Source organism: Ruegeria sp. AH12 (assembly GCF_056541465.1).
Map to the genome: position 1 here is coordinate 278,011 of NZ_JBQFYL010000003.1, position 15,410 is coordinate 293,420.

11 protein-coding genes and 1 pseudogene are annotated in these 15,410 nt (G+C 56.5%); 9 read left to right on the forward strand and 3 right to left on the reverse strand.

Annotation, left to right across the window (positions count from 1 at the left end; all coding sequences use genetic code 11):
- The first annotated feature begins 13 nt into the window (after positions 1-13).
- Entirely contained in the window at positions 14-775 is a 762-nt protein-coding gene (locus tag ACR0EL_RS08050) for a Phenylacetic acid catabolic protein (protein WP_480499288.1), read from the forward strand.
- A gap of 15 nt (positions 776-790) precedes the next feature.
- Here the strand turns inward: ACR0EL_RS08050 and ACR0EL_RS08055 are convergent, their stop codons facing one another.
- Positions 791-1,279, reverse strand: a complete 489-nt coding sequence (locus tag ACR0EL_RS08055; protein ID WP_480499290.1) for a MarR family winged helix-turn-helix transcriptional regulator — start codon at positions 1,277-1,279, stop codon at positions 791-793.
- Between the two features lie 137 nt (positions 1,280-1,416).
- On the opposite strand from ACR0EL_RS08055, the gene ACR0EL_RS08060 reads away from it, so the two are divergent.
- Genes ACR0EL_RS08060 through ACR0EL_RS08070 form a run of 3 tightly spaced genes read left to right on the forward strand, consistent with a single transcriptional unit; the run spans position 1,417 to position 4,194 of the window.
- Entirely contained in the window at positions 1,417-2,367 is a 951-nt protein-coding gene (locus ACR0EL_RS08060) for an MBL fold metallo-hydrolase (RefSeq protein WP_353009638.1), read from the forward strand.
- 6 nt (positions 2,368-2,373) lie between these two features.
- The gene (locus ACR0EL_RS08065; protein ID WP_480499291.1) at positions 2,374-3,990 is read left to right on the forward strand and encodes an FAD-dependent oxidoreductase; all 1,617 of its coding nucleotides are present in this window, start codon (positions 2,374-2,376) and stop codon (positions 3,988-3,990) included.
- A gap of 3 nt (positions 3,991-3,993) precedes the next feature.
- Positions 3,994-4,194, forward strand: coding sequence for a DUF2783 domain-containing protein (locus ACR0EL_RS08070; protein WP_480499292.1), 201 nt, complete (start codon positions 3,994-3,996; stop codon positions 4,192-4,194).
- A gap of 166 nt (positions 4,195-4,360) precedes the next feature.
- On the opposite strand, the gene ACR0EL_RS08075 is transcribed toward ACR0EL_RS08070, so the two are convergent.
- Positions 4,361-7,312 carry an NAD(P)-dependent oxidoreductase gene (locus ACR0EL_RS08075; RefSeq protein WP_480499293.1) on the reverse strand — a complete coding sequence of 984 codons (2,952 nt, stop codon included), beginning with the start codon at positions 7,310-7,312 and terminating at the stop codon, positions 4,361-4,363.
- A gap of 180 nt (positions 7,313-7,492) precedes the next feature.
- On the opposite strand from ACR0EL_RS08075, the pseudogene ACR0EL_RS08080 reads away from it, so the two are divergent.
- From ACR0EL_RS08080 to ACR0EL_RS08100, 5 genes and pseudogenes are all read left to right on the forward strand, one after another.
- Positions 7,493-7,990 (forward strand): annotated as a pseudogene (locus ACR0EL_RS08080) (IS6 family transposase).
- Between the two features lie 269 nt (positions 7,991-8,259).
- On the forward strand, positions 8,260-9,033 hold the full coding sequence (locus ACR0EL_RS08085) for a family 16 glycosylhydrolase (RefSeq protein WP_480499294.1): 774 nt from the start codon (positions 8,260-8,262) through the stop codon (positions 9,031-9,033).
- Positions 9,034-9,252: 219 nt separating this feature from the next.
- Entirely contained in the window at positions 9,253-10,533 is a 1,281-nt protein-coding gene (locus ACR0EL_RS08090) for an O-antigen ligase family protein (RefSeq protein ID WP_480499295.1), read from the forward strand.
- Positions 10,530-12,746, forward strand: a complete 2,217-nt coding sequence (locus tag ACR0EL_RS08095; protein WP_480499296.1) for a Wzz/FepE/Etk N-terminal domain-containing protein — start codon at positions 10,530-10,532, stop codon at positions 12,744-12,746. The genes ACR0EL_RS08090 and ACR0EL_RS08095 overlap by 4 nt, the downstream gene beginning before the upstream one ends.
- Positions 12,739-14,112 (forward strand): polysaccharide biosynthesis/export family protein, encoded by a 1,374-nt coding sequence (locus ACR0EL_RS08100; RefSeq protein WP_480499297.1) that lies wholly within the window; start codon positions 12,739-12,741, stop codon positions 14,110-14,112. The genes ACR0EL_RS08095 and ACR0EL_RS08100 overlap by 8 nt, the downstream gene beginning before the upstream one ends.
- Here the strand turns inward: ACR0EL_RS08100 and ACR0EL_RS08105 are convergent.
- Entirely contained in the window at positions 14,067-15,188 is a 1,122-nt protein-coding gene (locus ACR0EL_RS08105) for a glycosyltransferase (protein ID WP_480499298.1), read from the reverse strand. The genes ACR0EL_RS08100 and ACR0EL_RS08105 overlap by 46 nt on opposite strands.
- Between the last annotated feature and the right edge of the window lie 222 nt (positions 15,189-15,410).

The window sequence follows — 15,410 nt, forward strand, 5'->3', positions numbered from 1 at the left end:
CGAGGAACCCGATATGAACGACGCCATGACCCTCGACACCTATCTTGCCTCGGGCGGTGTGCTGACCAACCCGTCAAACGTTCCGCCACGCTATCGCGCGGAACTGTTGAAACTGATGGCGACATTTGTCGACAGCGAGCTGGCAGGCGCAGCAGGTTTTGCAGATGTGATCAATCTTGGACCGGGTATCAAGGAACGCATCGCCGCCTCAAGGATCGTGCTTGAAAAAACGGATCATGCAGACCGCATTTTGAAAATCATGAGCGAGTTCGGCGTCGACACGGACCGCTATGCCAACCATCATCCCTGGATGGCGCGGCTGAACCGGGATGCGGATATCGGAGCAACCCGGTCCGAACACGACATGCGTCTGGCTGTGTTCAACTATCCGTTTTCGGGCTGGTCGGACGCAGTGATCATGAACCTGCTCATGAGCGGTGCTGTGGTCGAACAACTGGCCGAATACTCAACAATTTCATATCAGCCGCTCGCCGAAGCTTTCCGCGCAATTGCTCCAGTCGAAGCGCATCATGGTGAATTGGCGAAAGAGGGGGCGATCAAACTGATCGAACAAGGCGAGGCTGAGCCTATGCAAGCTTCAGTCACCTACTGGTGGCCCCGCGTTGCTGGCTCATTCGGTGGTGACGATGAAAGGCGGTTCGCGCTTTTGAAATCACTTGGGCTGCGGCGGACCACAAATGCTTCGTTGCGCGACCGTTGGCACAAGACGACGGCTGAAACCCTGAAAACGCTGGGATTGTCGGCGCCTTCCTAAAACAGGGGGATGGCTTCAGGTCTCAACACCGTCCAGATCCATGGCCGAGCGCGCCTTGGCCTGCGGGTCCTTGTCCAGAACATGATGCATGCGCTCCATGACTGTATAAAATGTTGCCAATTCGTCGGGGCTTGCAACCGCCAGCAAACGGTCTTCGATCTCTCTGGCAGCGGGCAATATCTCGGCCAGCGCTTGGTGACCGGCATCGGTCAGCGAAATCGAAACAAGCCGCGCATCATTATCACCGGGCACCTTCGTGACCAGCCCGTCAGCCTCGAGTTTGGAAACCGCACGACTGACCCGTGGCTTTTCAAGGTTCACATAAGTTCGGATATCGCGGACCGATGCGGTTCCACAGCGCTGAAGATGCACCAGCACCCGCCATTCTGCAGCGGCCAGCCCATGCGTCCGGTCGTATTCGACCGACAAGCGGCGGCTGACCCGTTCGGACAGTATCGCAAGCCGGTATGGTAAGAAGGAAGACAGGTTAAATTTGTCTGGCATTTCGGCAAAATCCACGATCGTTGCATCTAAAACGATATTGACTTTTGCCTCATTTGCAAAGACAAACAACTCGTTGCAGATGAAACAAACTGTCGCTTCGCATGCAATCGGGCGGCCGTATCAGGGAGAAGCCGATCATGGCCAAAGCATTCGCAAGCCAAGGGGATATGTCCGAAAAGAACATCTCTTTCACCGAGATCGGCGACGGACTTTACGCATTCACCGCTGAGGGCGATCCGAACTCGGGTGTGATCATCGGTGACGACAGTGTCATGATCATAGAGGCCCAAGCCACCCCGCGCCTTGCGCAAAAGGTGATCGACTGCGTGCGCGGCGTTACCGACAAGCCAATCTCTCATGTGGTTCTGACCCATTATCATGCTGTACGTGTGTTGGGTGCGTCGGCCTTTGGCGCAGATCAGATCATCATGTCCGATGCGGCGCGCGCCATGGTGGTGGAACGCGGGCAGGAAGACTGGGACAGCGAATTTCAGCGTTTCCCGCGCCTGTTTGAAGGGCATGAAAGCATCCCCGGTCTGACCTGGCCCACGACAACCTTCAACGATCAGATGACGGTCTATCTGGGCAATCGTAAGGTTGTGATCAAGCAGATCGGGCGCGCGCATACGGCGGGTGATAGCATCATCTGGGTGCCCGATAGCCAAACGATGTTCACTGGTGACATCGTCGAATATCACTCGGCCTGCTACTGCGGTGATGGCCATTTCGAAGATTGGGGCGCAACACTGGATGCGGTCAAATCCTACGATCCGCAAAGCATCGCGCCCGGACGTGGGGACGCGCTTGTCGGGCGTCAGATGGTCGACGCGGCCTTGGCCAATACGCGTGATTTTGTGGATAGCACCTATAACGCTGTAAAACCCGTTGCCGCCAAGGGCGGCTCCCTCAAAGCCGCATGGGATGCAGTCCGCGCAGAATGTGATCCGAAGTTCAAAGACTACGCCATCTATGAACACTGCCTGCCCTTCAATGTCGCACGCGCCTATGACGAGGCCCGCGGCATCGACACACCCCGGATCTGGACCGCCCAGCGCGATCTGGACATGTGGGAGGCCCTGCAGGGGTAAGTCGGCATGGTTGCAGCACGATATCAAACGGCCTTTCAGCTTTATCCCTATGAAAGGGTCCCCGATCAGGATGCACCCAAACCCAGCCGCTATCCGGTTGTGATTGTGGGTGGTGGCCCCGTTGGCATGGGGCTTGCACTGGATCTTGGTAAGAAAGGCGTTGGGTGCCTTGTGCTGGATGACCATGACGGCGTGGGCATGGGTAGCCGCGCGATTTGCTTTTCCAAACGCACATTGGAAATTTGCGACCGTTTAGGCTGCGGGGAACCCATGGTCGAGAAAGGCGTGGTCTGGAATCTGGGCCGGGTCTACCGTGACACGGAAGAGATTTACTCGTTCAACCTGTTGCCAGAAGAAGGCCACAAACGCCCGGCCTTCATCAACCTGCAGCAACCTTACTTTGAGCAATTCATCGTTGAGGAAATTCGCCGTCAGCAAGATTTGGGCGCACCGATTGAGATTCGCGGGCAGAACCAGCTTACAGCGCTGACACAAAACGAAGACTACACACTTTTGGATGTCGATACGCCAGACGGCCCCTATCAGATCGAAGCCGACTACCTTGTAGCCTGTGACGGCGCGAGCTCGCCCACGCGCGAGATGCTGGGGCTTGGTTTCGAAGGTCGCGTGTTCGAAGACAACTTCCTGATCGCGGATATCAAGATGAAGGCGGATTTCCCGGTCGAGCGTCGGTTCTGGTTCGATCCGCCGTTCAATCGCGGTGAAACCGCCCTGATGCACAAGCAGCCTGATAATGTCTGGAGACTTGATTTCCAGCTTGGATGGGACATTGATCGCAAGGCCGAACTGGACCCTGATAAGGTGGCCTCCCGCGTATCAGCGATGATCGGAGAAAACGTAGAGTTCGAGCCGGTATGGTCATCAATCTACACGTTCCGCTGTTGCACGATGAAAGAGTATCGCCATGGTCGGATATTCTTCGCAGGCGACAGCGCACATCAGGTCAGCCCCTTTGGCGCCCGAGGGTGCAATGGCGGCATTCAGGATATCGACAATCTTGGGTGGAAACTTGCCGCAGTGATCCAAGGCGATGCGCCAGATGTGCTGCTCGACAGCTACCATACCGAGCGCAAGCATGGCGCGATGGAGAACATCAAAAATTCCAGCCGCAGCGCTGATTTTCTGACGCCTCGGAACCCTGCACACGCGCTGTTCCGCGATGCGGTGCTTGATTTGGTCACCGATTTTGATTTTGCGCGCCCTTTGGTGAATTCAGGTCGCCTGTCTGTACCCTGCACCTATGATATTTCGCCGCTAAATAGTGACGACGGGATGCCCGATGGGCCAGCTTGCACACGACCCGGCAGCCCGCTACCTGATACACCTTTGGAAGATGGGTTTCTGCTGGATTGTCTCAACACTGGTGCATTCTCAATCCTCGCTCTGAACTGCAATCTGCCCACGCAGATAGATGTAGCTGAGCAGTCGCTGGATTGTCTTATCCCACAGAACGTCACAGGCCATTTGGCTGAACGCTATTTGGGCGAGGCTCAATCAGCGGTTTTGTTGATCCGCCCCGATCAGCATGTCGCCGGTCGTTGGCCAGAGTTTGATCCAATTGCCATTGAAGCAGCAATGCACAAAGCCTTGGGGAGGGGCTAAGCCATGTCACACCTGATCTTGACCCCGAACTTCGACAATGGCGACGATTTCTATGAGGCGCTGCTGAATGCCCATGACGGGCTAAACGAGGCTGACGTTCACGCTCTGAACGCCCGATTGATCCTGATCCTAGCCAATCACATTGGCGATCAGTCGACACTGGAGGCTGCATTGCATGCGGCCCAAAAAGCTACGAGTGGATAGGTGCTTAGACGCAAACTGCCCCATGTCCGGACGCGCAGAATGGCATTTCACCTGAAAGATCATCCTGCTCCAGGAAGCAAACCACCCACTGGATGGTTTGCTTGACACGTTTCAATAGATCCGCGGCTATTGCATTGCGCACAGCCTGTCGACTTTCCGAGCCAAATCAGTCGTAACCGCCGACCAGGCCCCACACGTCAAAGTCTCGGTGCAGCGTGTTCGACGCCAGCGTCAACGCTTCTCCTTGACGTTCGATCAATTCCGCCCGGCGGGCCGGATCGCGGGTTATTTCAATGGCGCCCCAGATCGCAGCCAGTGTTTCAGCCGCGTCGCGCAGACGGACCAACGTATCGGCATCTGCTGCTGCCGACGCAATCGCAGAGGCGGATACTTTGCCGACTCCGGCGACAGTATGTGCGCCGCCGCTGGTATAACCCTCGGGGATATCACCTTTGCAGTTGATCACTTTGCGATAGCGAATAGCCGACAGGATCTGATCGACCGCTTGCTTGGCCCCTTCAACGCGTGAGGTATGCTCGGTATCCGCTGCCGCATGGGGGAGCAGCTCCAATCGCCCCGGATAGGCGTCGATCAGCAGACGGTAAGGCACCATCGGGCCAAACAGGCTGCCATCCTCTGCAATGAACAGATCAGCATCGATCGCGGCATAGGCCACTTTGCCCGAGGCCATCGCGTCATTCAGCGCGTCTGCATCGACAACCTCGCCACGGTCGTAGTTGACCAGAACCGCGCCATCATTCAGGGCATTCAGAACCGACGCGCCAACAAGCCCCGCATTAGCAAAGACACCATCCGCACCCTTGGCACCAAGGCCAGTATGAGGCGACAACACATCAGCGCCTGCGGCGGCCTCTTCCGGAGTTGCAGCGTAGATGAAACCTTCGCTTTCAATCCATTGGCGATGGCGCTCGCGGGCGTAGATGGCGACGGTCATTCCAAAGGCTTTGCCCAGCTTGGCCACTTCGCGGCCGATATTGCCGTAGCCGATCACGCCCAGTCTTTTACCTTCCAGCTTTTCAGTCGGGTAATCGCGCAGGTGCTTGCCGGTGTCAAAATCGCCGTCAACGACACGCTTGTGCATCTCATCAACCTTCAGATCAGGCAGAACACGCAGCAGAGCCTTCATCGCGGTCTGCGCCGTCGCGCGACTGTTGAAGCTGGGGGTGTTCATCAGCGGGGCAGAACCGCCCACGCCGTCGCCGCCACCCCAGCAGGCACAGGCCATGTTGCCGGTTCCTGCACCAATACGCACGCCGCCTTCGGGAAAGGTTGCATTCTCGGGAAAGAAGGTCGCCGCCGCGATGACGGCGTCATACTGGTTGCCGCAGCACGCCGCCGTCAGTTCCTCATGCGTGGACAGATCCGGCAGATAGAAAAAATGCTGGCCAGCAGGCAGATCGGACCCATCCCAGCCACCATAGGTGAAGGTCGCTCCCTGTTTCTCGACATAGGCCTTGACCGCCGAAGCATCCGGTTGCCCATCGGCACCAAACTTCAGGCCGACCAGATCCGCGACCAGAATGCGATAGGCGCGGTTTGGGTCGTCCTGACGCAGGTCCGCCCCGCCTGTTGCCGAGGCGTCGAAAGTGGTCCCTTGCGCGGCCAGCTCCTCTTCCAGCACCACGACTTTGGCACGGTGATAGGCGTAAGAGATGTTGTCCAGCAGACGCACGATATCCTCGGGCTCGCGAATACCGCCGATCCAAGCGCGATAGTCACCGGGGGTGCCGGGGAAGGCATTTACGTAGCGGGCCGCGTCCAGGCCCGGTTCATAGTCGCCATTGGGATGGGTCAGCCCTTCGAAACCCAACAGTTGCTTCGACCGCGCGATGATGCGCGCGTGGATGGCGGAATCGGTGATGCCCGGATCATTCACCGCCAGCAGGGTCACCGCCGCGCCCCGTTTCTGAGCGTCGCTTACACCGGCAACCAGCAGGTTCTGCCCGGCCAGCCATGTATTGATCTGCGCACGGTTGGCAGCAGAGCGCTGGTTCATCACTCCAACCGAGCCAAACATCTTTTCGACACGCAACAGGCCATAGGTCGTTTCAGCGAAAGCCAGCGACGAGAACGTATTGATCACTCCACCCGTCATCCTGTCCGCCGCCGCATCATAGAACGGGCCAAGACCCACAGTTTTGTCACCGGTCAACGGCTTTTTGGCATCGGTCGGAACAACCAGCTTCAGCTGGCGCGCAATCGCCCAGGCCGGGTTCTTTTGGTTGTCTTCGATCAGCTGCATTGCTGCTGGGGTGAACGACGCCAGGAAGTAACCCGAAATCCCACCGATTGCTTTCTGGAACGGGGTGAAAATGTTGCATTTGGCCATGAAGGCCTCGACCACGTCCTGCGGCCAGGGCATCCCGCCCAGCATCGACGTTGCATCAATCATCGCGTGGCGGTTTGCCGGGTCGCGGTCCAACCATTCCAGAAGCGAGGTGACTTCTTCGGTGGTATATGTGGTCGCCCCGGTGGTTTCGTGCCCAACGCCGACAAACAGGGTGATACCCATAGCCTCCAGCTCGTCCGCTGAGGGGATCGTGCCTTCAGCGCCCGCGAAGACGACCTTGTCTTCGTGCCCATTGGCGGCAAACTGTTGCAATTCCAGGATCTGTGTTCCCCAGCTTTGGCGAAAGAACCCGCCCTTGGTGGCTTCGTCCGATTCCGGGCGCGGGGTGTCAACAAACAGTTTCTGACCATCCAGATTCGGGTTCATCAAGTGCATGATGGCGACGGTAAAACCACTATGGCCGCCGCCAAGACCCACAGCCATCGGGTTTGATTTGGGGAAGCCAAAATACCGATGGATATGGAACATCATGTCCCGCAGGATTGCATCCGCCGGATAGCCACGGTGCATCGAACGGCCGATTTCTGCGGAGGTGAACGGCCCCAGATCGTTGCCGTTGTCGTCAAGCTTGCGATAGGTGGATTCCAACCAACGGTCAAAGTCGAAACGGTTTTTACGCCCTTCAGCCTCATCCTGAATCACATCGGTGATGGGCCCGACGCCAAAGAACGGGTTGATCGTCCGTGGCGGAGGCCCGCTCTGTGTCGCTTCGATGGAAATTTTGCGCTGCGCTTCAAGTTCGCTCATGGTCTATCTGTCTCGTTTCAACTTCATCTGATTTGCGCACATCGTAGGCCGTTGTTCACTATGGGAAACATCAAATTGCGAAGTTTTAGCGCTGCCAAACGTCAAGTTCGTGCCAACCATGAATTTTGGGTAGGTATTAAGGAATGGGACGGAGCTTTTGCAGTTTGAACAGGTTTCAGCATGATCTCACTGAAAGGCTGCCATTTCCCCAAGGATGCGGTTTTGTACGCTGTGTACTTCTATCTGCGGTACACGGTATCTTATCGGGATTTGGAAGAGACTTACATACGTGTGCGCGGCAAATGGACGTATCTCTATCGAGCAGTCGACAATGCGGGAGACACCCTTGATTTCATGCTGTCTGAGCGTAGGAACCCTCCAGCAGCAGCCAGGTTCTTCGCCAAAGCGCTGTCGTCAAATGGAATTCCGAGCAAGATCGTCATCGACAAAAGCGGCGCTAACGCGGAGGGAATCCGAGAAGTGAACAGAATTCTGCGGTGATTTGGATGCCCAGCCAATGTTCAGATAATCAAGTCCAAGTATCTGAACAACATGATCGAATAGGATCATCGGTTCATCAAGCGGCGTGTTCGGCACATGTGTGGGTTTAAGTCGTTCGAAGCCGCCTCAGCCACATTGGATGGCATTGAGGTGGCCAACATGATCCGAAAACAGTAATTCTCTAGCGCTACTACGTCGGGCTTTCGGATGTTTGCTGAGATCGCAGGATAGATGTGTCCAGCAGTTGGCTGGCTATAGCCGGTCCAAAAATTTGCGACACATCCGATTTGCTGCGCATGAGCGGTTTGCCGCGTATCTGACAAGAGGTGAAACCACGTTTTCGGCGGAAGGCCGCGTGTCCTTCTGGTTGTGGTTTGCCTGCCTACTCGCGCCGGATATTTGTGGGCGAGACGATTCATATCCGTGAACAATATCTGGTACAGGGCATGACGTTACATCTTGCACGATCCGGTCTCGTTGGCATTTCGCTATTGATAACCTCTGGTGTAGCGGCAGAGGAAGATGGTTCGTTTTTTGATCCGTTTGACGAGCTGATGAAAAGCCGCTGGTTTGTCTCAAGCGGTTGGGCGAATGGCGATCATCAGAGCTGTCTCTGGCACAAGGACCGCGTGAAGGTTGAGGATGGGAAACTGCTGTTGTCCTTAACTGATCATGCAAAGAAAGACCGTCAGTTTAGTTGCGGTGAAATCCAGACACATGCGCGCCTCGGATACGGAACCTTTGAGGCGCGCATGAAAGTGCCATATGCACGCGGTATGAACGCAAATATGTTCACCTTCATTGGCCCGCCGCAGGACCGGCCACATAATGAAATCGACTTTGAGTTTATTGCGCCGAATAATCCGTTACTCCAGACGAATGTCCACTTTCGGGGCGACAGCGAAAACACAGAGTTGATCGCACGACCGGATGATAACGCATTCCATGACTATGCTTTTGTTTGGGAGTCTGGGCGCGTTCGCTGGTTCATTGACGGAGAACTTATCCGGGACCTTCGCGGTGATGCTTTACCGAATGAGCCGCAAAAGATGTATCTCAGCCTGTGGTCGACCGATACACTTGTGAGTTGGATGGGAAAGTTCGACGCCGCTTCTGCGCCGCAGGAACTAGAGGTCGAATGGGCCGCTTATACCAAGCTTGGGCAGGGCTGCGCCTTTGAGCAGTCGCTGTTGTGTCAGGATGGGGTCGATGTGCCCTGAGCCCGCCTATGTTCGTTTTATATGTGAGCCCAAGGTGCTCTCAGCTGAGTTAGCTTGTTCATTTTTTGGGCAAGTTACGGCGATGTTGGCGCTGGCTTTACGGGCTTTTGTTGTTTTGTGCGCCTCAATGCGGCACCTGAGACTACGCCATACCCTTGGGTTGCATATTGCACAGCGCGTTTTCACCTCCTGGGATCAACGGGAATTGGCTAAAACCGTATGAACGTCAGACTGGCCTCTATCATCGACCCCGAACGGAACACAGCTTATGTCGTGCCGGCCGTCGTGGCGTCGATGGTCACCTTTGCCTATTCGGTGAGTTTCGGCCCTTTGGTGATCCTCGCCTTCTACGGGTGCTGGATTCTGCCCTTTGCACTTGCCCCGCGCATTTTGCTGGCGCGTCCGGGGCCGGTGGTCCTGCTGCTTTTGGTTCCGTTTTTCTTTGCCTTGTCCGTATTGTGGAGCGATGCTCCGTCGACCACTCTGCGTGCTTCAATCCAATATGGTATTACCTTCTTTGCAGGCCTTGTCGCTGCGCGCATCACCTCTGTCGCCAATCTGGCGCTTGGGGGGACCATCGGTAGCCTTCTGATCCTGACATATTCGGCGATGAATGGCGGCTACTCCTATGACTATATTGATGGGAGTTATGCTTTTAACGGCGCCTTTTCATCAAAAAACCAACTGGGGTATTTCGCCACGCTCGCCATAATTTTCTCGCTTTCGTTGATCTGGGTTTTTCGGACGCGTGGCGCATTGATACCGATCTCGGCCCTCACCGGTGCGATGGGGTTCGTCATGCTGTGGATGTCAGATTCAGCAACATCGTTGCTATCCGCCTTTGCTGCTTTTTCCGCGATCCTGTTTGTTGGCTTTGTCCTGTTGCTTGCGCCCTGGCTGCGGCGGGCCGCAGTTTTTCTGGCTGTGACCGGAGGTGCTGCGATGGCGGTGGCATCTTATCGTTTGGGGGCATTCGACGCCGTGCTTGCAGCCTTTGGCAAGGATTCCAGTCTGACGGGTCGCACATATCTTTGGAGCAAAGCATTTGAATTTGGCGCTGATCGGCCGGTTTTGGGCCTTGGCTATAACGCTTTCTGGACACGCGGACGCCCCGAGGCCGAGGTGCTCTGGCAAGAGTTCTACATCACTGGTCGAACGGGGTTCCATTTCCACAACCTGTTGATTGAAACCTATGTGGGCACCGGGTTGGTAGGGTTGGGTCTTGTGGTTGGGCTTTGCCTTTTGCTGATCCTGATGCCGCTTCGCGCCGCTCTGGGCCGGGGCGGCGTAGGATCTCTGATGCTGATCTCGGGTCTGTCAGTGCTGTTTGTTGTCCGGTCGGTCGCCGAGGTTGATTTTGTTACGCCCCACACGGTCGGAACCTTTCTGGTCGCCTTCGCGCTTTTGCGGTTGTTCGATCACAATCGCAACGTCCGCCACGCAACACGCCTTGCCATGCCAACGCAACGCCCCCGACACGCAACGGAGATCCTGATATGACCGGCCCGGTACAGGAACGACGCATTCATTGGACCAAGGACAACACACATCTTCTTGCGGGCTATCGGGACGAACCGCGTGTCGATTTCGGAGCGATGATACGCGCAGTTCGGCGACAAATGCTGTTGGTCGCGGCTTTTTCTATGACTGGTGTCGCCATTGCCGTGATGATGATCCTTGGATCGGTGCCAAAATACACAGCCGTAGAAACAGTGCTGCTGGATGAAGAACGTGCCGAGCTGCTAAACGAGGTGTCGCCCCTGCCCAATGCCGTCCGGTCGGATACGGCGGTGCAAAGCGAGATGGAAATCATCAGATCCGGTGCTCTGGCCTATCAGGTGGTCGATTTGCTGCAACTGGACAAAGATGCCGATTTTCTGTCGCCGCCGGTTGGCTTGACGGAAAAAGTCAGTAAGGCGATTTCTTCCGTGACACGTCCATTGGCCCGACTGCTGACACCGGAACCGCCCGCCCGCGCGAACGAGAATGCTTCGGTAGCGGGCGAAGCTGGCCCGGATGACAACGCAATACCCGACTTTGATCTGGAATTGACGGATCGGGATCGTGCGGTTCGGATTCTGCGTGATCGGCTGTCGGTTTCACGATCGGGACGCAGCCTGGTGATTGAAATTGCGTTTGCTGATTTTGATCCGACGCGGGCTGCGCAGATCGCGCGTGGCTATGGCTCAGCATATGAGAGCTTTCAGCTGTTAACTACAAACGAGGTGGCGGCCAAGGCAGAAGAATGGTTGCGCGAACGATTGGAAGAGCTTGAGCAGAAGAGCATCGATGCCGCATCGGCGTTGCAGGAGTTCCGGACCGAAAACGACTTGGTGCAAGTGCGCGGCGATCTGCTGACCGAACAGCAGCAATCTGAGCTTGCCAGCGAGTTGATGACAGCCGCGGCAGCGGCGGCAGAGGCAGAAGCTTACCTTGAAAGCATGGAGTCGCTGAGCGCCCGGGCGGTTGATGGTGATGAGATCATCGCAGTTCCTTTGGTCGAAGGACTCGCAGCCGGGATCAGCGAGGAACTGCGGCGTGACTATCTGAATGCTCGCCAGCGGCGACAAGAAATTGTCAGCCAGTTTGGGGCGGATCATCCGCAGGTACAGCAACTCAATGGCAGTATTCAAGTATTAGAGAATGCCCTGAAGATCGAGTTGCAGCAGGCGACTGAGGCCGCGCGCGTTGCCTACAATATTGCACGTGGCCGAGAGCAGTCGTTGCGGTCCGATCTGGCCGCAATAACCGGAACAACGGATTGGAACGTGGCCCTGAGGGGCCGGTTGCAACAGCTCGAGGCGATCTCGGAAACCTATGCTCAGGTCTATCGCGACTATCTGGCCCGACTTGAGGTCACCATGCAGCAGCAGGGCTTTCCTATTGCATCGGTTAAAATCATCTCTCCGGCAGAAATTCCGCAGGCGCCGTCCAGCCCGCAGAAAAAGGCAATGCTGTTTGCGGGGCTATTTCTGGGTGGTCTGCTGGGGGCGTTGATAGGGGCCACTCGCGAGTTGATGCCGAAACCCGTGCGCACCGTCTCGACCCTGCGAGAGGAGGTCGGAGTAAACTGCGCAGGCTTGTTGCCCGGCACTAAAAGCCACAACGACGCGGGTGCTGAACGGGCTCAGATGCTTACAATGGAACGTCTGGCCGGAGCTTGCGAAACCATTCTGCAGAAATCGACAGGCGCTTTGATCGCAATCGCACCGCTTTCATCTGGTCTGAAGGCCGAGGCCGATTTGCCGCGCGACCTTGCTGAACGGCTATCCCGCGATGGGTCACGGAAGGTATTGGTGATTTATCAGGATGCGTTTGCGCAAGCGCTACCCGTAAGCAAATTAGCAGCTGTTGAAATCACCAGCTTGCAGCAAGTGCTCAAGACTGTTTTAGGGAGCGACCAGACACTACCGCAAGGTGCTGACCTAACGATGTTGGTCAGTGAGTTGCGCAGCAAATTCAGCTTTGTTCTATTCGCGCTCAGGCCTCTGAGCCAGGCCACTGCTTCCGATATTCTTGCGGAAGAATGCGATGCCACGCTGCTTCGCATCCAGTGGGGTAAGGCGTTGCCCAGCTTTATCTCTGACGCGTTGATGGATCATCCCCGCTTCAGGGAGGCCTTGATCACAACGGTTCTGGAAGAGGCCAACCTGGCGCAGGCCCGACGCTATATCGGCCCCGGCAGCTATGAGGAGCTTCAGATCAATGCTTAGAAACCGGCATTTCCGCATTATTGTTTGGCTCGTTTCATGTGCTATGGCGCTGAACGCGACGCACCGGAGTGTGGCTGTCGCGCAATCACAGCCCGAGCCTCTTGCGGGCACAGAAACCATTGGTCCGCAGCAAACGCTTGAAATCCGGATCGGGCGATGGGACCCGGTGAACGAGGTTTTTGCATCCTGGGACGCGGTTGGTGGCTCTTATCCTGTCAGCACTACCGGCGCGGTGACCCTACCGCTGATTGGGAGTGTTCAGGCAGCAGGCATGACACCCGATGATTTGGGCGCCGATGTTTCGCGGCGAATACAGGATCGGATGGGCTTGCGTAGCGATGTACAGACTATCGTTACGATCACCGAATTTGCGCCGATCTATGTTTTGGGCGATGTGCGGACACCGGGTGCTTACCCGCATGTGCCGGGCATGACAGTGCTACAGGCACTGAGCCTGTCCGGCGGGATCAACACACCCTCAGCTGCGTTGGTGCGCGGAGAACGCAATGCGCTGAGTGCACTTGGCACCTATCGTGTCATGGAGCTTGAAAAGATGCGGCGGCTGGCCCGGTTGGCCCGGTTGGAGGCTGAGGAAAGCGGCACCGAAATCCAGACCCCGCCAGAGCTCCAGTCCTCGCCGCTGGGGATCGAACTGCTTGAGCAAGAGCGCCGGATCATGGTGTCGCAGAACTCGGCCTTTGCGTCTAGTTTGGCCCAGATCGACGAGCTAGAGGCCTTGCTGCTCGACCGGATTAATAGTCTGAAACAACAGGCCGATCTGCGTGAGCGGCAATTGCTGCTACTGAATGAAGAGCTTGAAAACGCAAACAGCCTCGTCGAGCGCGGCTTGTCCACCGTTGTGCGAGGAAGCAATCTGCAACGCGCGGTTACAGATCAACAGGTCCGGCTGCTTGAAGTCGAAACCGCGCGGTTGAACGCGGAACAACGGCTGAATGAGACGCGCCGCGACAGGCTGGACCTGACCAACGCGCGTGACCGCGAACGTGTTCAGGGATTGCAGGATCAGCGCGCTGCCATTGCTGAATTGGGTGTAAAAATGGAGACCGAAGCCGCGTTGTTTTCCGAAGCGGCACGTACGGGCAACGGGCTGGTCGAGCTTTCGGACCTCGTATCGCCCAGATTGCAGATCACCAGAACGGGTCCCGAAGGGACGACCACTTTTGCGGCAAATCGAGATGACAAGATTGAAGGTGGAGATGTTCTGGAAGTCGTTCTCTCAACATCTACGCCAAACGACATGATACCCGTGCGCCGCCTGTCTCCCGATGCGTTCGGTGCCACATTGCCGTCTGACCCCTCTCAGATCATTCCGGGTGAAGCGGCTGGCGAGGTACCTCCTTCCTGACAGCGGTGCGCCCCGTCCAGCGGGATGGGGCGGGACAGAATATCCAGCAATGTATCAATTTGACGCTCCGGTCTCATCTCGGGCCTTGCGGCATGATCGAGCGCGGCCTGTGACGCCGCCGCGTAGATCTGTTCGTCGTTCCAGAGCATACGCACCGCTTCCGCCCATTCCTCAACCGGGGCATTACGGTTCAACAACAGTCCACCTGGCCCGACAGCTTCTGGTAGCCCCCCGATCCGGGACGCTATGACCGGGATGCCGCTGATCTGCGGCTCGGCGGCGATACGGCCAAATGCCTCTTCCCATTGGCTGGGGGCAAGCACGATGCGGGCATCTTTGTAAATCGTACGCATGTCGTTTGTGGATGATCGCAACGTGACGTTTGGCAGGCGGGCCAGGCTGGATTGCAGATGCGCCTCTTGCTCGGGTGTCAAACCCCAGCCGCGCACAAAGACAAAAGGGATTTCTGGACAGGCCGCTGCCACCTTAAGCGCGATATCGACACCTTTGTTCGGATGCGGGTTGATAAATGTCACATTGCTACGGGAAGAGGTCACGCGGTATTTCTCGGCTTCGATCATCGGATAGATCACATCGGCATGAATGCCTTCTGTTTCGGCAAATCGCCGCGCGGTGAAGTTAGAGTTCGCGATGTATCCCGTTTGGGTTAGGTCGCTCGGCGATCCGCCCAGATCCTCATCTTCGACATTCCGCAGATAGATAAACGTGCGTGTCGCGTCCCGGTTGATCGACTGGGCGAGTTGCACCGGCAAGCGAGATTGGAAGATCGCCACATCGGCCCTAAAATCAGCTACAACACGGCCCACGACCTCTTGAGCAAACCACGCGCGGAATACAGGATAACTAAGCCCAGTGTCGCGTACATAACCGCGCCGATGCAACTTGAGCTGCGCTCGGCTGCGCAGACCCAGCCAGCCTTCGCCTGTCAGACCCGCTAGAACTCCAACAGTATGCCCGCGTGCGCGCAGACGTTTGACAAGCTCATGCGTACTTGTCTGCGCCCCGCCATACATCTGCGGCAGATAGGGATGGGCACTTCCAAAAAGAATGCGCATGGACAAGTTTACCTCATTTTCAATCTTCGGCAGCGGAGCTTATAGCATGTGGTTGCGGGTCGATCAGATGCATATCTTGACAAGAACTTCACCGGCACGCTGATGTTGAAGCGGACCCGATGATTTCGGAAGGCGGAAACGACTGGATCACAAGACACCAGAGTCACCTCGTCAGTATTCGGCTCGGGAACGATTCGTTCTGAGCATGGGTTCGATCTAGCT